The organism is Ornithinimicrobium ciconiae (genome assembly GCF_007197575.1).
GTDB classification, from domain to species: domain Bacteria; phylum Actinomycetota; class Actinomycetes; order Actinomycetales; family Dermatophilaceae; genus Ornithinicoccus; species Ornithinicoccus ciconiae.
Map to the genome: position 1 here is coordinate 487824 of NZ_CP041616.1, position 17147 is coordinate 504970.

The window sequence follows — 17147 nt, forward strand, 5'->3', positions numbered from 1 at the left end:
TTACGGGAGGGCGCCCATCAGACGCCGGCGTGGGAGGACCCGCGCTGCCGGTCCGGGCTCAGGCGTCGGCGCTGGCCAGGGCGCCGTCGGCCACGTGCCCGTCGTGCAGCTCGATGAGCCGGTCGGCGCGAGCCATCAGGATCGGGTCGTGCGTGGAGACGACGGCGGCGATGCCCCGCTCGTGAGTCAGCTCGGAGAGCAGGTCCATGATCGTGGCTGCCGTGTCGGAGTCCAGCTGGCCCGTCGGCTCGTCGGCGATCAGGATCTGCGGGTCGCTGACCAGGGCCCGGGCGATGCCGACGCGCTGCTGCTGACCGCCGGAGAGCTCATAGGGTCGCTGCGTCCCGTGCTTGCCCAGCGAGACCTTGTCGAGCGCCGCGGCCACCCGGTCGGCACGCTCCGCGACGGGGGTCTTCTTTAGCCGCAGCGCGACCTCGACGTTCTCGGCGGCCGAGAGCACCGGCACGAGCCCGAAGCTCTGGAAGATGTGCCCGACCATCTCGCGACGCACCGCGAGCACGTCGTTCTCCTTCATCTCCGAGAGCACCCGGCCGTCACCGAGCAGCACGCGCCCGGAGGTCGGCCGGTCCAGCCCACCCAGGATGTTGAGCAGGGTCGTCTTGCCGGAGCCGGAGGGGCCGCGCACGACGGTGAGCTGCCCGGGGTGCACCTCGACGGTGACGTCGACCAGCGCGTGCACCTCGGCGGCGCCCTTGCCGAACGTGCGGGAGAGCTGCTCCGCCCGGATCAGATAGTCACTCATGAATCCTCCTTGGCGGGCCGGAACACGGCGTTGGGGTCCGCATCCTCGGCAGTATGCCGATCGCCCGGGTCACGCGTCCCCGTGCCGGTGGTTTCGCTGCCGGCCTCGTGGTGCTCGGGATCGACGGGGCGGTTGCGTTCGGCATCCGGCCACACCCCGACGTGGTCGGGCTCCAGCTCGAGCCGGACCCGGTCCCGCAGTCCGAGCTCGGTGACATAGCCACTGGGCAGCTGCATGCGCCCGGCCCGGTCGATGACCGTGTACTCCTCTGCGACCAGGTGCTCCACGCCGTGCTCGTCGACCTCGGTGTGGCGCAGCACCTCGGTGGAGGTGCGGCCGTCCCGGATCTGCACGGTGCGGCGCACGTGATCGGCGATCGTCGGGTCGTGCGTGACGATCAGGACTGTGACGCCGAGCTGCTCGGAGGCCTCGCGCATCGCGTCCAGGACGATCTCGGACATCGCGTCATCCAGCTCACCGGTCGGCTCGTCGGCCAGCAGGACGGCCGGGTTGTTGGCCACGGCCGTGGCGATCGCCACCCGCTGCTGCTGGCCACCGGACATCTCCGCCGGGCGGCGGTCCCGCACGTCGGCGACCCCGAGCAGCTCCAGCAGCTCGCCCACCCGCTCCCGCCGCTCCCGCGCGTTGCTGATCAGCAGCGGCAGGGCGACATTCTCTGCGGCGGTCAGGAAGGGCATCAGGTTGCGTGAGGTCTGCTGCCAGACGAAGCCCACGGTGTGCCGCTGATAGCGCACCCGTTGCGTGCGCGACATCGACCCGAGGTTGACCCCGGCCACCGTCGCGCGTCCGCCGGTCGGCTTGTCCAGACCGGACAGGATGTTGAGCAGCGTCGACTTGCCCGAGCCAGAGGCGCCGACGAGCGCGACGACATCGCCGGGTTCGACCCGCAGGTTCAGACCCTGCAGCGCCTGGATCTCCACCCCCTCGGTGGAATAGATGCGGACCAGGTCCTCACACAGGATGTCCGGTCCACCGTGGTCCCGGCTGGTGACTCCGGCGAGCGGGGTGTCCGTTGTCGTCATGGTGACTCCTTCACCGCGGTGGTCGTCACCGCTCTGGTGCTGGTGCTGGTGCTGGTCAGTGTGCCGTCGGCCATCGTCTCGGTCATCTCTCCTCGCCCCCGCGCAGCGTGCTGACCAGGTCGGCCCGGCCGGACAGCGTGGCGGACACCGCGATGGCCAGCCCGACGACGAGCAGGATGCCCAGGGCCACCGGCCCCAGCACCGCCCAGTCGATGGCCAGCGAAGGTTGTGTGTCCCCACCGGTGAGGCCGGTGAGGTCGATCGCCTTGAGCAGCAGCCAGGGGACCAGCACACCAAGGGCCGCCCCGACGGCAAAGGCCATCGCGACCAGCGGGCCGAGCTCCCAGGCGGTGAGACCGCGGGCCTGCCGCTGGCTCAGCCCCAGGGTGCGCAGCACCGCAAACAAGGTGGTGCGCCCGGCGGCGCCCATCAGCTGCACACAGAGCACCGCCAGGACGGTCAGGGCGGTGGTGGCCACGACCGCGGCAACCAGGAGTCCTGACATGGACCCGGTGACCGGGGCCTCGCGGAAGGTGGCGAGCTGGGCGCGCGGAGTCTCGGCCAGCGCGTTGGGGACGGCAAGGTTGAGATCAGCGGTCAGCGTCTCGGTCTGGCCGGGGTCGGCTGCCTTGACAAGCACGACCGCCCCGTCTGGTGTCGAACCTCCGGCCGCTTCCCACTGGGTCCGGTCCACAATCAGGAACTCCCCCCGGGTCCGCACGCCGGGCAGCTCGTCGACGTGCCCGATCACCTCGACCTCGCCGTGGCCCTCCAGGGAGCCGCCGCCGGAGTCGGCCACCAGCTCTCCTCCGGCCACGACGGGAGTCGCGCTGCCGGCGGAGGCAAAGAGCGCTTCGGGCAGCGGCGTGAGGGGGGTGTCCGCCCAGACCTCTGGCAGGGTGCTGTCGACGATATAGATCGTCAGCCCGTCAGCCGTGAGCTCACCGCGCAGATCCGCGTTGTGCGTCGCGGGCCGGATCGCAGCGACCTCGGCGACACCGTCCACCCCCCGGACCGTCTCGACGTCCTCCGCCGACCAGGTCGGACCGGACATCCGGACGTCGGCACCGGCGGTGCGCCACACGGCGGACTCAGCCCCGGTGTTGATCGTCGCGGCCAGGACCGAGGACAGGACCGCCACCGAGACCCCCAGGATCACAGCCAGGGCCGGGATGACCCCACCGGCGGGATCGCGCACCGCACGGGCCGCCCCGAGGAAGTTGGTCAGGCCCCGTCCGCGGCGGAACAGACGCATCAGGGCGTGCACGGGCAGCGGGTAGAGACGCAGCGTGATCACGCAGGCCGCCAGCGCGAGCAGCACCGGGGTGGCGACCATCAGCAGATCGACTCCAGTGTCGACGCTGACCACGGTCACGGCGTCCGGACCGGTGCCCTCGGTTGCCTCCGAGACACCGGTGAGGCCCCGGTCGAACAGCCGCCAGATCGCCAGCCCCGCGAGGGCGAGCACGACCACCTCGGCGAGCATCCGCAACCGGCTCGCGCCGCGACTACTCAGGTCGCTGCGGCTGGACCGGCTGGCAGTGCTCGCGGTCGTCGCCAGCACCACGGCAGGGGCGAGGGCCATGAGGCCGACCGGGAGCCACTCGGTCCATCCGCTGGCCGGCAGGTCGATGAGGTTGGCGGCATAGTGCCCAGCGACCGCAGCCGGGATGCCAGCGGCCAGCCCCTCCAGTGCCATCGCTCCCCGGACCTGAGCCGGAGAGCCGCCGCGGGCGGTGGCCAGGGCCAGGGTCTGCTGCCGGCGCGACACGATGAGACTGCCCGCGAGGGCGAGGACGGCGAGAGCGACGCCGATCGGCCCGGCAGCCACCACAGCCAGGATCGAGGCCGTGGCGCGCTGCTGCTGAGACAGCGCCTCGAAGGTGCTCAGTGACTCAGTGCTGAAGGTGGTCTGGATGGGTGGGGTGGACAGATTGACGCCCGGGGAGTTGAAGGTGGTGTCGAGCTCCTCGGCGGTCTCCGGCATCCGCAGGTCCTGCTGCGTGGCAGTCAGCCGGATCAGTTGGCTGGTGACCTGATCGATCTGGTCACCCGAGACGCCCTCACCCTGGACCGGATAGAACAGCTTCATCGCGTTGTTGGTGATCGGTCCCGTCGACCCGGGGTTCTCAGGCGGCAGGTATGCCGTGATGAAACCCACCAGACCGAGGTCACCGGAGAAGATCTCGCCCACTCGGGTCGAGTTGGGCATGTGGGCCCAGCGAGGATCCTCGGGGTTCTTGGGCACATAGGTGCCGGTGATCAGGAAGTCCGCGAAGGTGTCACCAGGGGCCAGGTTGAGCCGGTCGGCGGCATCATCCAGGATCACCACCTGCACAGGGCCGTCAACAGTGCCCTCGGGGATGCTCTCAGCGGGCAGTTGTGGGCTGGGGTTGAGCACCATCTGCGGCCAGTCACCGGAGACCAGGTCGACGTGCTCCTCCAGCAACGGGTCGATGCGCTGCTGGATCGCGACCCGGGCGAACTCTGTGCCCTCGGGGGGCTGCTGGAGGGTGTCGTTCTTGCCCAGCTCGATGAACAGGTCGCCGGGCCCCATCATGGAGCGCAACGGCTCGGGCTGTGCCTGGCGGGTCTCCTCCATCCCGTCGAGCAGGTCGCCCCAGGTGTCCTGAGCGGAGGTGTACTCGCGCCCCGCCTCGGGGACGATGGTGGCACTCCAGTTGGCCATCAGGTCGCGTTGCTGCGCAGAGAGAGCACCCACCTGATAGGGCACCTGCCGACTGTTCATGTCCAGGATGAAACGGGGCCACAGCGTCGCCGCGAAGGCGATCAGGGCGACCAGCACCGCCAGAAGCAGGGTTGGCCAGGGGTCGGCGAAGACCTGACGCAGGACCACCCGGGCGCGCCCCGGCACCCGGACGGCGCCGTGCCGGCTCATCGGATCTCCTCGCGGTATTCACGGTCCAGCGCCTGGTCGCGCACCGTCAGGTAGAGCACGACGAGCAGGAGGGCGAGGGCCAGGCACAGCCCGAGCAGGAGACCAGCCCAGAAGGGGGCCTCGAGCACCAACGGAGCCGGCAACTGGGCCTGACCCGCCAAGGTGGTGCTGCGGGACAGCTCGGGCACGACCAGGCGCCCGACGAGCCAGCCGCTCAGCAGACCCAGCCCGAGCGAGGCCAGGACGACGGCCGCGAGCTCAGCCGCCCTGGCGCGGGCCTGGCCACCGGGTGTCATGCCCAGGGCACGCAGGACCGAGACCTCGGGACGGCGCACCCGCAGCAGGTTGGCGGCGACGGCGCCGATGCCGGTCACCGCGAGCAGCACCGCACCGGCAGAGGCGACCCAGAAGACCAGGCGCACGGCGCTGGCCGCGTCGGTGATCGACACCGCACCCACCCCGGTGGCGGCCGCGATCCCGGGCAGCCCCTGAGCCGCGGCTGCGGTCGCCTCAGGGTCAGCGCTGGAGGCCCACAACTGGGTCGGAGCGCCCAGCGTGTCCCCGCTCACGACCAGGTGGGTGCTCAGGGCCGAGGTGTCGACGAGCACACTGTGCGGGGCCGTGGTGCCGGGGACAGCAGTGATGATCGCCGCGACCCGCGCCGGGATGTTGCGGTTAAAACCCTGCACTGTGATGCCCATGCCGACCTGGAAGTTGCCGGTCTCGGCCAGAGACTGCGTGATCGCGACCGGGAGGGCCTCGTCCGAGGTGCCGTCGCCCGTGTCCTGACCCTCGGCTGGGCCGGTGGCTCCGGATCCGGCCAGACCCGGATCGCGCAGCGGCACCACGGCGACGGTGTCGTTGTTCAACGTGTTGAGGTCCTCGCGCCCCGTGACAGCGGTCAGGACCAACCCGTCCTCGCCACCCGCCAGGGTGCCCGTGGTGGGGATGGCGACCTGGTCGACCAGGTCGCCCTCCGGCTCGGGCCACTCGGTCGGGATCGGGGTCTGCCAGCTGGCCAGCGCGGTCGGGTCGGCGAGCAGGTTGGTGCCGGTCCCCTCCTCACCGGTCGTGGTGAGAGTGCTGATGCTGGCCTCGACGTCATAGAAATAGCCCGTCTGGGGGAACCCGAGGTCGATGCCGACCAGGCTGCGTCCCGGGCCGGGATCGACCGGCACCTGCACGGTGGCCGCCATCGGCACACGTGACACCGCGACCTGGGGACGTCCGGCCGGGTCGTCGACCGAGACGCCGAAGTCGAAGTCGACCGGTGGTGCTTCGACGCGCAGCAGACTGCCACTGGCCTCGTCCCAGAACCAGAGGGAGATGGTCAGCTGCTCGTCCTGCCCGAACGTCCCTATGACGTGCTGCACCTGTTGACGCTGCTCGGCCTCCAGCTCCTCCGCAGAGGGAGGCTGACCGAACTCTGCCTCGTAGTCCGCGGCGTAGAGCTCGGTGATCCAGGTGACGACGCTGTCCAACTGCTCCTGCAGCTCCTCCTCATCCGGGATGACGGACAGGTCCAGGGACAGGTTGAGCGCGGTCGCGCTCTCCGGCAGCAGCAGGGCCGTCTCGGGGCGGGTCGTGCCGCTCACCGCCGCGCTGACCTCCGGCACGTCGAGGATGCCTTCGGGCACGCTGACCGCCTCACCGAGCTGGTCGACCGGCAGCGCGGTGTAGGACACGACGGTGCTGCCGACCCGGCCGTTGGACAGCCACACCGGGGCACTGGCCCCGACCCCTTCGATGTCCGCCAGGGTCGGCACGGTCGCCAGCGTTGTGCGCGAGACCGGGCCGGGGGCCACGACGGCGCGGACATCGGCGCCGCGCCCCAGGGAGGCGATGCCGTCGCGCAGGTTGGCGGAGGTCCCGGCATACAGGCCAGAGACGGTCGTGGCACCGACCGCGAGGACGGTGAGCACGACCGGCACGGCATACACGACGATCCGCCGGGAGACCTGGGCGGACACCAGGTGGGTCAGCAGGCCGCGGGACCGGCGGCTGAGTGCCTCCACGAAGCGGGCGACAGGGCCGAGGACCGTGGTGGCCAGCAGGGCCGCGGCCGCCAGCAGCAGGGCGGGCGCGGCGCCGGCCACGAGGTCGGTGCGCAGGCTGCCGTCCTCCGAGGTCACCAGGGGGGAGCCATAACGGTTGAGTTGCCACCAGGAGATGGCTGCGGCGCCGAGGGTCAGCACCAGGGTGCCGAGGGCGGCGACGGTCCGGGTGCGTCCGGAGCGGTCTGTGGCCGAGCGTGCCGCGAGGGCCCGCACCTGGAGCACGGCCACGACCACCAGGGAGGCCAGGACCGCGACCCCGGACAGCAGCCCGGTGCGCACCACCAGGCCGGTCTGGAGGTCGCCGGCCGGGACCAGCTGCATCACGCCCAGGCCCGCGGCGGTGCCCAGGGCTGCCGCCACGACCGAGACGGCAAGGGCCTCCAGCACGGACCAGCCCAACACCTGACCGCGGGACGCGCCGCGGGCGATGAGCAGCTCCACCTCACCGGCCCGGGCCTGCGCCTGCAGCCGAGCGATCTGGACCAGGGCGATCAGGCTGACCAGGAGCAGCAGGGTGACCGGCACGAGGTTGAGCGCGCGGGCCGTGGCCAGGTTGCGCGAGGCGGTCGCGGCGGTCGGGGCCAGGTCGCCCTCCACGGTCACGCCGCGCACCGAGACCTCAGGGACCTGCAGGTCCCGGTCCAGGTCGGCGGCCACCGCCGCCAGACGCGGCATGTCGGCGGGCAGCACCCGGTCGGCGTCGGGCTGGACGGTGAACCGCACGAAGGGCGTCGAGCCGAACGAGCCGGCGGCGGACTCGGGGACCACCAGCGGGCCGACCTGACCGTCGGAGCTGCCGGCCTCGATCAGCGGGTCGTCAAACCAGAAGGCGTCCTGGGGATCCATCGGGCGCCAGAGCGCGGTGAGCTCGACCGGTGCGCCGCCCACGTCAAGGATGTCACCGACCCCGACCCCCCACAGCTCGGCAGCGCCGGCGTGCAACGCCCCCTGGATCGGCTCGCTGTCGCCCTGCGGCCAGGCGCCCTCGACGACCTCGATGCGCTCAGTGAATAACTCGTCCTCGGCCGTGAGCGCCGGACCGGCCATGACGATCACCCGGCCGTCCTGATCGGCGACCGTGCGCGGCTCGGAGGCGATGGTGCGCTGGATCAGCACCTCTGTGGGTGCGAAGGCCTGACGGATGATCTGGCTGGCGGCGCTGTCCTGGGCCCCCGGGTCCTCAGCCAGCCGGGTCTGCGCCCGGATCCCGGCCTCGGTGGGCGCGGCATCACCGAGGGCGTGCCGGGCCGCGGTGGTGGCCGCCGCCTCGGAGTAGCCCAAGGTGCCGGCGATGATCGCTGTGGTGCCCGCAGCCAGGACCAGGATGGTCAGCAGCAGGCCAAGGCCCGCCCGTGCCCTCTTGGCGAGCAGCGCAGCAAAGCCCATCGATGTCCCTTCCCTGCCGCCTCACGGTGACGACCGACCCCTGGTCCAGATAGTGACTTTCGCACGTGCGTTAAGTCATCGCAACGACATTGCCCAACCGTTGCACTTTCGTGATGGACACCGAGCGGGGGCCCGGATCGTGAGAGGATCTTCGGCGTTCCCGACCATGACCCGAGGACTTCCGCCTGTGGCCTCACCCTCTCCCTCGCACGCCCGCACCCTGCGCCCAGATATTGAGGGGCTCCGGGCGATCGCGGTCGGTGTCGTGCTGCTCTACCACCTGCGGGTGCCCGGCCTCTCGGGCGGTTTCGCCGGCGTGGATGTCTTCTTCGTCATCTCCGGCTTCCTGATCACCGCGGCCCTGCTGCGCGAGGTTGAGCGCAGCGGGACGGTCTCCCTGGTCAACTTCTACGCGCGGCGGGCGCGCCGTCTGCTGCCCGCGGCGTCCGTGGTGATCCTGTTCACCCTGGTGGCCGGGTGGTTCGTGCTCCCGGTCAGCCAGCGGCCCGACCTGCTGAGCGACGTCTTCGGATCCACCCTGTATGTCGTCAACTGGGTCCTCGCCGGACGTTCCGTGGACTATCTGGCCGAGGGTGCTGGGGTCTCACCGCTGCAGCACTACTGGTCGTTGTCGGTGGAGGAGCAGTTCTATGTCCTCTGGCCGCTGCTGATCCTGCTGGCGGTCCTGGTGGCAGCCCGGCTGGGTCGGCGGCCACGCTCGACCATGCTGGTGCTCCTGTCGGTCCTCGGGGCTGCCTCGTTGGTGTGGTCGGTGGTGCACACCGCGTCCGAGCCGGCCCTGGCCTACTTCGTCACGACGACCCGCCTGTGGGAGCTGGCTGCCGGTGCGGTGCTCGCCTTCGCGGTGCCCCGGCTGCAGCAGGCACCGGCCTGGCTGTGCCAGCTCGCGGTCGCTGCCGGTGTCGTGATGATCGTGGTGACCGTCACGGTGTTCGATGCCTCCACCGCCTGGCCCGGCACTGCCGCCCTGGTGCCTGTCGTCGGGTCGGTCCTGGTCATCGCCGGGGGTATGCCCGAGCGTCCGACTGCGGTCGGCGCCCTGTTGAGCGTCGCGCCGATGGTGTGGATCGGGGGCCTGTCCTACGCCATCTACCTGTGGCACTGGCCTCTGGTCGTCCTGGCCGGGGTCCACTGGGGCGACCTGGGGGTGCCCGCGCTGGTCACGCTGGGAGTGCTGTCGATCCTGCTGGCGTGGGCCACCAAGCACCTGATCGAGGACCCGATCCGGTTCCGTCCCTCCCTGGCGGCCCGCCCCTGGGCGTCACTCGTCATGGGCGGGACGACGATGGCCCTGCTATGCGGTCTCGCCGGAGCCGCCTGGCTCACCCGACCCACCCTGGACGAGGCCACGACGACGCCGGGACCGGCGGCCCTGGTGGCCGACCCTGACGCGACCCCCTGGGAGCTGGTCGAGGACCCGACCTCGGTCTACGACGCGACCGGTCCGCTGGAGCCGGACCCGGCGCTCGCGCGCGACGACATACCGCACTACTACGCGGACGGTTGCCAGGTTGCGCAGGGGGACCCGAACCCCGCCCCCGAGTGTGTCTACGGTGACCCGGACTCCGGCACCGAGGTGGTGGTGTGGGGTGACTCCAAGCTGGGCCAGTACTTCTCCGGGTTCGAGGCCATCGCGCAGGACGAAGGGTGGCACCTGACGACCTACCTCAAGAGCGCCTGCGGAGCCACTGTCTCGGGTCACCACATGGAGGACTGCAACGAGTTCGGCCAGACCGTGGTCGACACCCTCGTGAGTCAGGAGGTGGCGCCGCACGTGGTGGTGATGAACTCCGGCGCCGGCCTGGACGACGAGCTGCTGGCCGGGATGCTGTCGGCCGCAACAGACCTGACCGAGGCTGGGATCCCGGTGCTCCTGCTGATGGACAACAGCTCGCCCGGCGCGGAGATCTATGAGTGTGCAGCCGAGAATATCGACGACCTCCGGGCGTGCGACTTCCCTCCCAGGGAGCCGCAGGGTGAGGCCCTGATGGCGGCGTTGTCCCAGGAGGCTGACCTGCCGCTGCTCGACCTGCGGCCCTGGATCTGCCCGGAGGGTGCGGAGTGCCCGGTCGCCATCGGTGGTCAGCTGATCTACCGGCAGGGCAGCCATATCACCGACACCTACGGTCGCTCGCTGACCCCGTTCCTCTATCGCGAGCTCGCCGAGCTCGGCTACACCGAGGCGACTCCGGAGGAGATCCGCGTGGACGACGTGCCCACGCGCTCGGGTCGCGGGTGATGACTGGCGGCGTCCCGTCGGCCACCGGCAGCTTCCGGCGGTAGGGTCGGCCCGTGTCAGATCTGTCGCAATGGGCCAGGAGGCTGCGCCGTCGACTCGGCCGCGTCGTCGGCCAGACCGTGCCCAAGCCCTCCGCCAGTCAGCCCGCCGCACCCATGCCAGCGTCAGAGCCCAAGCCGGCCGCCGAGCCCAAGCCGGCCGCCGAGGCTGCCCCCGCGGTGCAGAGGCCCGCCGAGCCGACCGAGGACCAGCTGACGGCCGCCCGACTCGCCGCCCTCACCGACGAGGGACGCCATGAGGAGGCCCTCGCCCTGGCGCAGCAGGAGTTTGAGCGGATCGCGACACAGGAGGCCCCCGACACCTCGCTGATCCGGCAGATCCAGCAGAGCGCAGCCAAGGGCGGTGCCATCAGTCTGCACATGGCCGTGCTGCGTCGGCGCATCGAGCTCAGCCCTAACAACAAGTTGCTCATCCGCCAGCTCAAGATCCAGCAGGGGCGCTGGAACGAGTCGGCACCCGGACTGCTGCCGGCCATTGACCCCGAGGTGCTCGCCGGGCTGCCGCCACGCACGGCCGACCACGGGCGCACCGGCAAGATCCTGCACCTGCTCAAGATCGGCATGCCGCAACGGCAGAGTGGCTACTCGATGCGGAGCATGTACACGCTGACCGGACAGGCCCGCGCCGGCCTGAACCCTGTCGCGGTCACCGCCCTGGACTTCCCCCGCAATATCGGTGTCGAGGACGCCCCACAGGAGGACGAGGTCGGCGGTGTGCGTTACCGCCACCTGTTCCGGGAGGCCATCCCGGAGCACGAGCCGTGGGACGAGTACCTACGCGCCTATGCCACGGCGCTGGCTCCGGTCGTGGCCGCCGAGGCACCGGACCTGATCCATGTGCACTCCGGCAACCGGGGCACCGAGGCTGCCCTGGTGGCGTTGGCCGTCGGAAAGGCTCTTGGCCTGCCTGTCGTCTACGAGGTGCGGGGCTTCTTCGAGGCGCTCTGGACCAAGGACACGGCCTGGGCCGAGCAGTCCGAGCTCTATCACCGTCGCCGTGAGGCCGAGACGTGGTGTCAGCGTGAGGCGGACTCGGTGGTCACCCTCAGCGAGTCTATGAAGGACGACATCGTGGCGCGGGGGGTCGACCCGGACCACGTGCACGTGGTCCCCAACGGGATGGACCCGGCGGCCTTCGTCCCCCGCGAGCGCGACGCCGACCTCGCGGTTGAGCTCGGACTGACCGACCGCTTCGTCTTCGGCTACGTCTCCAACCTGGACCACTACCGGGAGGGGCAGGAGCTGTTGATCGACGCCGCGCTCGAGCTGCGCCGCCGCGGGGTCCCGGCGACCGCGCTGATCGTCGGTGACGGAGCCCGGCGGGAGTTCCTCGAGCAGCACGCCAAGGACTCCGAGGCCGGGGACGCGGTGCTGTTCACCGGGCGCATCCCGCACGACATGGTGGGGGCCTACTACGCCCAGCTCGATGTCTTCGTGATCCCGCGGATCAACGAGCGGGCGGCGCGCCTGGTCACGCCGCTGAAGCCCTATGAGGCGATGGCGCTGGAGATCCCGCTGGTCGTCTCTGACCTGCCAGCGCTGCAGGAGATCACCGGTGATGGTGACCGGGGCGAGACCTTCGTGACGGGTGATGCCACGTCCCTGGCCGACGTGCTCGAACGGCTCGCCGGCGACCCGCAGCGACGCGAGCAGCTCGCCGCGCGGGCCCAGGAGTGGGTGCTGAGCCACCGCACCTGGGCGCACAACGACGAGCGCTACGCCCGGATCTACGACGAGATCCTGGGTGCCCGCGACTGACGGATGTCAGCCGGTGGCGTCCTGGTCGAGCAACTGACGGGTGTCAGCCGGTGGCGTTTCCTCCGAGCAACTGTCGATAGACACCGTCGACGGCATCGGTGATCCGACCCCAGTCCCGTTCTGCGACAACCCAGTCGCGGGCTGCTTCGCCGAGTCGGACCCGCTCCTGGGGGTCGTCGAGCAGTTCCTCGAGCACCCGGGCCAGGTCGCTGGCGTCACCCTTGGCGAAGAGCCTCCCGGTGACCCCGTCCTGCACGATCTCGGTCAGCGCGGCCACATCGGAGGCGATGACCGCCTTGCGCATCGCCATCGACTCGAAGGGCTTGATCGGTGAGATCATCTCGCAGACCGGCAGCGGCTTGCGGGGGAAGGGCGTGATGTCGACCAGGCTTAGATAGCCCTCGACCTCCTCGTGCGGCACCCGTCCGGTGAAGGTGATCAGGTCGCCGACACCCAGCTCGTCCACGATCATGTGCAGCTTGCGCTCATAGGCGCCGTCGCCGACGACCAGGACATGGAAGTCGTCGCGTCGCCCGCGCATCATCTGGATGGCCTCGAAGAGCAGGTCAAGTCCCTCATAGTGCACCAGCCCGCCGAGATAGCCGATGATCGTCCGGCCGGACAGCCCGAGCTGCTGAGCCAGCTCCTCGTCGCGCTCGCGGGGGGTGAACCGTGAGACGTCCACCCCGTTGGGCACGACCGTGATCCGGTCCGGGTCCACGCCCATCCGCACCATCTGCCGGCCCAGCGCCTTGGTGATCACCAGCAGGGCATCGGCCTCGCGGGCGACGGTGCTCTCGAGCAGGTCGAGATAGCGCCGCCGGGGCGAGCCGGAGAACAGCGGGAACCTCGCCTCTTCCAGGAGCTGCTTGAGACCACGCATCTCATAGACGAACGGGACCCCCACCTCACGCGCGGCGGTCAACCCGGCCATCCCCACGTCATACAGGCTGGAAGCGTGGATCAGACTGGCTCGGTGCTCGCGCGCCAGGGCAGCGATCCCCTCGGCCCCGCGCGAGACATAGGGGGGCAGGGGGATGCGCGGATAGTCCCGCACGCCCTCGGTGAGCAGCCGGTGATAGGGGATGGAGTCCACCAGGTCGACCCGCGCCGGCTCGCGCTGGTCGCCCGCCGACCACCACAGATCGAACGGGAAGCCCAGCCTGGTGACCGCATTCACGTCCCAGCCCCGCTCGGCCAGGGAGGTGAGTATGCCGTGCGAGCGGGTCGCGTAACCCCCGGACCGGATCGGCAGGGACTGGCCCAGGACCGACACGATCGAGCGTGAGCTCAACTGTGCCGGGTCCGCGGCGGGTGCGGGGGGCGGGGGCTCCCAGGGAGTGGCCAGGAGGGCGCGTTCGTCCTCCGCCTCGGCGACCAGCTGCACGGTGCTCGCCGTGGGGGAATCGCCGTCCTCCCGGGCGGCGGCCAGGGCCGCGAGGCTGGTCCAGCCGTGGGTGGTGGCGTGGCGGGCCAGCCAGTGCCAGGCCATCGTGGGGACCTGGTCGAGGTGCTCCTGGTCCCACCGGCCGAGCTCGGCCTCCAGGTCGTCGAACCGACGCTCCCGGGTCATCCGGCGCACCAGGCTCCGCGGGCCGCCGGGGAGCTGCAGCAGCGGCGCCACCACCGCCTCGTCCAGACCCGAGTCCAGGGCCTGCGTCACCCGCACGTCCAGCAGCAGGGCGTCGACGTCCGACAGGTCCAGGCGCGGAGTCTGTGCCGCGAGGCGGGAGCGCCAGTTGTGCAGGGCCTCCAGGTGGGCCGGGCTGAGGCCCCCGAGCGCCGTGACGGCCCGTCGCACCTGGCCACGGCTGTGGGGCGTGCGAGCCAGCAGCGCGCGCTGGGCCCGGTCCAGGACGCTGTCCTGCTGCTGGCGACGGGCCGCCCGGGACAACCTGATGACGTCGTCGAAGCGCGCCTCGTCCCGGTCCAGCAGGGCAGAGACCAGGTCGCAGGCGCGGGCGTCGTCACCGGCCCTGGAGGCCGCCCTCGCTGCGGTGCGGAGGAGCAGGGCGGGAGCGTCCGGGCCGAGAGACTCGCGGTCGGAAGACTCGACCTCGGAAGACTCGCGGTCGGAAGACTCGACCTCGGATGACTCGGGGTCGGACGCTGATCCCGTCTTGAGAGCGTCGGGGTCGATCGCCGATCCGGTCTCGCGGGTGGACGTGGCGGCGGGCAGCAGGCTAGTCAGGGCGGCGGCCCAGGCGTCCTGCCTGTGGCGTGCCGAGTGGCCGTGGACCGGTGTGCTGTCGAGGTCGCCCTCGGCCTGCATCTCGGCCAGGGTGTGTGCCGTCAACCACGGGTCCACGCAGCGCACCCGTCCCTGCAGCCTGCTGACAGCAGCCTCCGCCGGGAGCACGCAGGGCAACCCAGCCGCCAGCGCCTCGAGAGCCGCGATCTCGGCATGCAGGTCCCACCGCCCGTGATAGACCCACACGTCCAGATGGGAGAGGAACTCACGCACGTTCATGCCGGTGCCCTGGAACGAGCACCAGGAAGGCGGTGGCAGATCGCGACCCAGGACCTGGGTCGGGGTGGTCAGGCCGCCCAGGGCATGCACCTCGACGTCGCGCACCTCGACGTCGTGTACCTCGCCGTCGTGCACCGCGTCGTCGCGCACCTCGCCGGGGTCCCCCGTGGTGTTGCGCAGCGCGCCGGCGTCCCCCGTGGTGTTGCCCACCTGCCGGCCGGCGCCCCGTGTCCTGCGGCGGGGCGTGCCGGTCGCAGGGTCTGCCGGTGGCTCCTCGACACCACGAGGCATCTCGCCTGGCGTCTGCCGCCACGCGTGCTCGGGATAGGCGTGCCGCAGGGTCTTGGGGCCTCGCGGCCAGCGGGCCACGTAGTCGCGTAGGTGGTGCCCGATCACTAGGGGTCGCCGGGTGTGCTGCGGCTGGCCGACGGGGCTGGCCGCCCCGTCCCGCCCCTGGTGGTCCACGTGATCCTCACGGACTCGAGAGGCCTGGGGCACCTGTGGCCACGTGGCGCCGGTGACCAGCGCCAGGTCCGCAGGCAGCCAGCGGTCGTCCGGCACGGCAGTGCGCACGGCGGAGGGCTCCGCTCCCTGGTGCAGCACCGCCGGACCGCCCCAGCGGGGGAGCCTGCCGAACAGTTCCTCGCAGCGCTGGTCGACGGCCTGGACCGTCCAGCCGGTGGGCTCGGCCTCATCGGCCACCACGAGGATCTCCCGCACCTGCAGGCCGGCTTCGTCGGAGTGCAGCAGGGCGGCGGGCTCGGTCACCACCAACAGCTGGGCGTGGTCGCTCTCGTGGAGGTCGGTCAGGCCGATGGTGCCCAGACGCACGTCGCGGGAGAGTGAGCGGCTCAGCGCCTCGCGTTTGGTGGCCAGGGGAGCGGGCGACTCCGCCTGGGCGACGGCGACAGACAGTCCAGCGTCGGAGGCGGCTCGGGCCACCCCGAGGGTCCGTGGGGCGCGGGGCTGGCCGTTGCGCAGGTCTCCGAGCACGACGACCTGCCAGCGAGGCGTCTCCGGGTCCGGGGAGCGCTCCGGGGCCCATGAACGGCGGGGGAGCGGAAAGGGCCGCCCGTCTGCGGGCAGCTCCGCGCGGTGTCGACGCGAGCTGACCTGGTCATGCCACTCCATATAGCTGTCGCGGTAGGCCAGCCGGTCCCACCGCAACCATCCCGGGATCGCGTCTGCGCGGGACAGCGAGTTCGAGCGCAGCTGGGTGATCGCGAGGGGAGAGGGGTGCCGCAGATCTCGCACGCTGCCCTTGCGCAGGGCCCGCAACCGGAACGGCAGCTCCATGTCCCCGGACTTGCGCACCGAGTCGAAGTTGCCGACCAGGGTGGTCACGGGGAGCCGGTCGAAGAGCAGGGAGCTGGCATTGAGCCGAGCAGCGGGATATCCGACATAGGTCAGCGTCAGGTCCTGGTAGGCCCGCAAAGTCCAGGTCCGGTTGGCCAGGACCGTCGGGTTCTCCAGCAGGTGACGCACCTGCAGCTCCACCCGCCGCGGGTGCGTCCAGTCGTCACTGTCCTGGAACGTCATCCACCGACCCTGGGCCAGCTGCAGAGCCAGGTTGCGCGCCTCATAGGTCCCCCCATTGCGTGGGGCGCGGACCACCCGCACGCGCTGATCGAGGCCGGCCGCCTCTTCCAACAACGGCTCGAAGGCGGCCGGTGAGGCGTCGTCGACGATGAGCAGCTCGAGGTTGCTCCACGTCTGCTCGAGCACTCCTCGGACCGCGAGCAGCAGATCCTCGTCGGGGCGGAAGGCGGACATCACCACCGTCACCAGCTCCCCGTCGACCGTTGACGTCCCCGGGGAGGCTGTGTCGGTGGCGAGGGGGCTGCTGAGCCGCTGGTAGGGGTTGGCTCCCGGCTGGGGGGCGCGCAGGCTCACCGGCTCCAGCCCGTCAGCCTCATGGATCTCGTTGAAGGCCGCCAGCCAGCGACCTTCTGCAGCGTCAAGCTCCTCGGGGCCCAGCTGCTCGGCCAGGGCGGCACGGCCGGAGCCGACGCGGTGCGGATTGAGCAGGTCCGTGCGCAGGGACCACCGGTCCAGATCGTTGAGCGGGACCGCAGGGTCACGCACCAGGGTCTCGAGCTCCTCGTCCCGGCCTGTGCGCACCAGCAGCTGGGCATAGAGGGTGGCGATCTCGGGGGCCTGCGCGGCCACTCCCTCCCGCGCGATGACCCGCTCCAGCTGCTCCAGTCCGGCAGCGTGCGCGTCAGGTGCACCGGAAAGGCTGGTGAACCGGGCCAGCGCAGCATCTTCGCCCGCTGCGGACAGGACCCGGGTCGCCAGGGGGCTGCGGGTGCGGATCGCGAAGTTCGTGTAGGCGCTGACGGACTCCGGGGTCAGCCCGTCCGCGAGTCGGGCGACCAGGTCGAGGTCCACCGAGGTGTCAGGCGCGCGCTCAGGAGGCTGCGTCGAGCTCTGAGGGTGATCCGTGTGCATC

At 71.1% G+C, this 17147-nt stretch carries 7 protein-coding genes; 2 read left to right on the plus strand and 5 right to left on the minus strand.

Annotated elements, in window-relative coordinates:
* Positions 1-58 precede the first annotated feature (58 nt).
* From FNH13_RS02190 to FNH13_RS02205, 4 genes are all read right to left on the minus strand, one after another.
* Positions 59-763, minus strand: a complete 705-nt coding sequence (locus FNH13_RS02190) for an ABC transporter ATP-binding protein (protein WP_143781946.1) — start codon at positions 761-763, stop codon at positions 59-61.
* A complete protein-coding gene (locus FNH13_RS02195; protein ID WP_143781947.1) occupies positions 760-1806 on the minus strand; it encodes an ABC transporter ATP-binding protein in 1047 nt (348 codons plus the stop codon). The genes FNH13_RS02190 and FNH13_RS02195 overlap by 4 nt, the downstream gene beginning before the upstream one ends.
* A gap of 82 nt (positions 1807-1888) precedes the next feature.
* A complete protein-coding gene (locus FNH13_RS02200; protein ID WP_143781948.1) occupies positions 1889-4705 on the minus strand; it encodes an ABC transporter permease in 2817 nt (938 codons plus the stop codon).
* The gene (locus FNH13_RS02205; protein WP_143781949.1) at positions 4702-8148 is read right to left on the minus strand and encodes an FtsX-like permease family protein; all 3447 of its coding nucleotides are present in this window, start codon (positions 8146-8148) and stop codon (positions 4702-4704) included. The genes FNH13_RS02200 and FNH13_RS02205 overlap by 4 nt, the downstream gene beginning before the upstream one ends.
* A 187-nt stretch (positions 8149-8335) precedes the next feature.
* On the opposite strand from FNH13_RS02205, the gene FNH13_RS02210 reads away from it, so the two are divergent.
* Positions 8336-10408 (plus strand): acyltransferase family protein, encoded by a 2073-nt coding sequence (locus FNH13_RS02210; RefSeq protein WP_165699980.1) that lies wholly within the window; start codon positions 8336-8338, stop codon positions 10406-10408.
* A gap of 53 nt (positions 10409-10461) precedes the next feature.
* On the plus strand, positions 10462-12225 hold the full coding sequence (locus FNH13_RS02215; RefSeq protein ID WP_143781951.1) for a glycosyltransferase family 4 protein: 1764 nt from the start codon (positions 10462-10464) through the stop codon (positions 12223-12225).
* 43 nt (positions 12226-12268) lie between these two features.
* On the opposite strand, the gene FNH13_RS02220 is transcribed toward FNH13_RS02215, so the two are convergent.
* Positions 12269-17146: a glycosyltransferase gene (locus FNH13_RS02220; RefSeq protein WP_165699981.1), complete on the minus strand. Its 4878-nt coding sequence runs from the start codon at positions 17144-17146 to the stop codon at positions 12269-12271.
* Between the last annotated feature and the right edge of the window lies 1 nt (position 17147).

What these genes read in the sequence shown, in the direction of transcription:
- FNH13_RS02220 (WP_165699981.1), bottom strand. Translation starts at nt 17,146, where the DNA reads ATGCACACGGATCACCCTCAGAGCTCGACGCAGCCTCCTGAGCGCGCG.
- FNH13_RS02195 (WP_143781947.1), bottom strand. Translation starts at nt 1,806, where the DNA reads ATGACGACAACGGACACCCCGCTCGCCGGAGTCACCAGCCGGGACCAC.
- FNH13_RS02190 (WP_143781946.1), bottom strand. Translation starts at nt 763, where the DNA reads ATGAGTGACTATCTGATCCGGGCGGAGCAGCTCTCCCGCACGTTCGGC.
- FNH13_RS02205 (WP_143781949.1), bottom strand. Translation starts at nt 8,148, where the DNA reads ATGGGCTTTGCTGCGCTGCTCGCCAAGAGGGCACGGGCGGGCCTTGGC.
- FNH13_RS02200 (WP_143781948.1), bottom strand. Translation starts at nt 4,705, where the DNA reads ATGAGCCGGCACGGCGCCGTCCGGGTGCCGGGGCGCGCCCGGGTGGTC.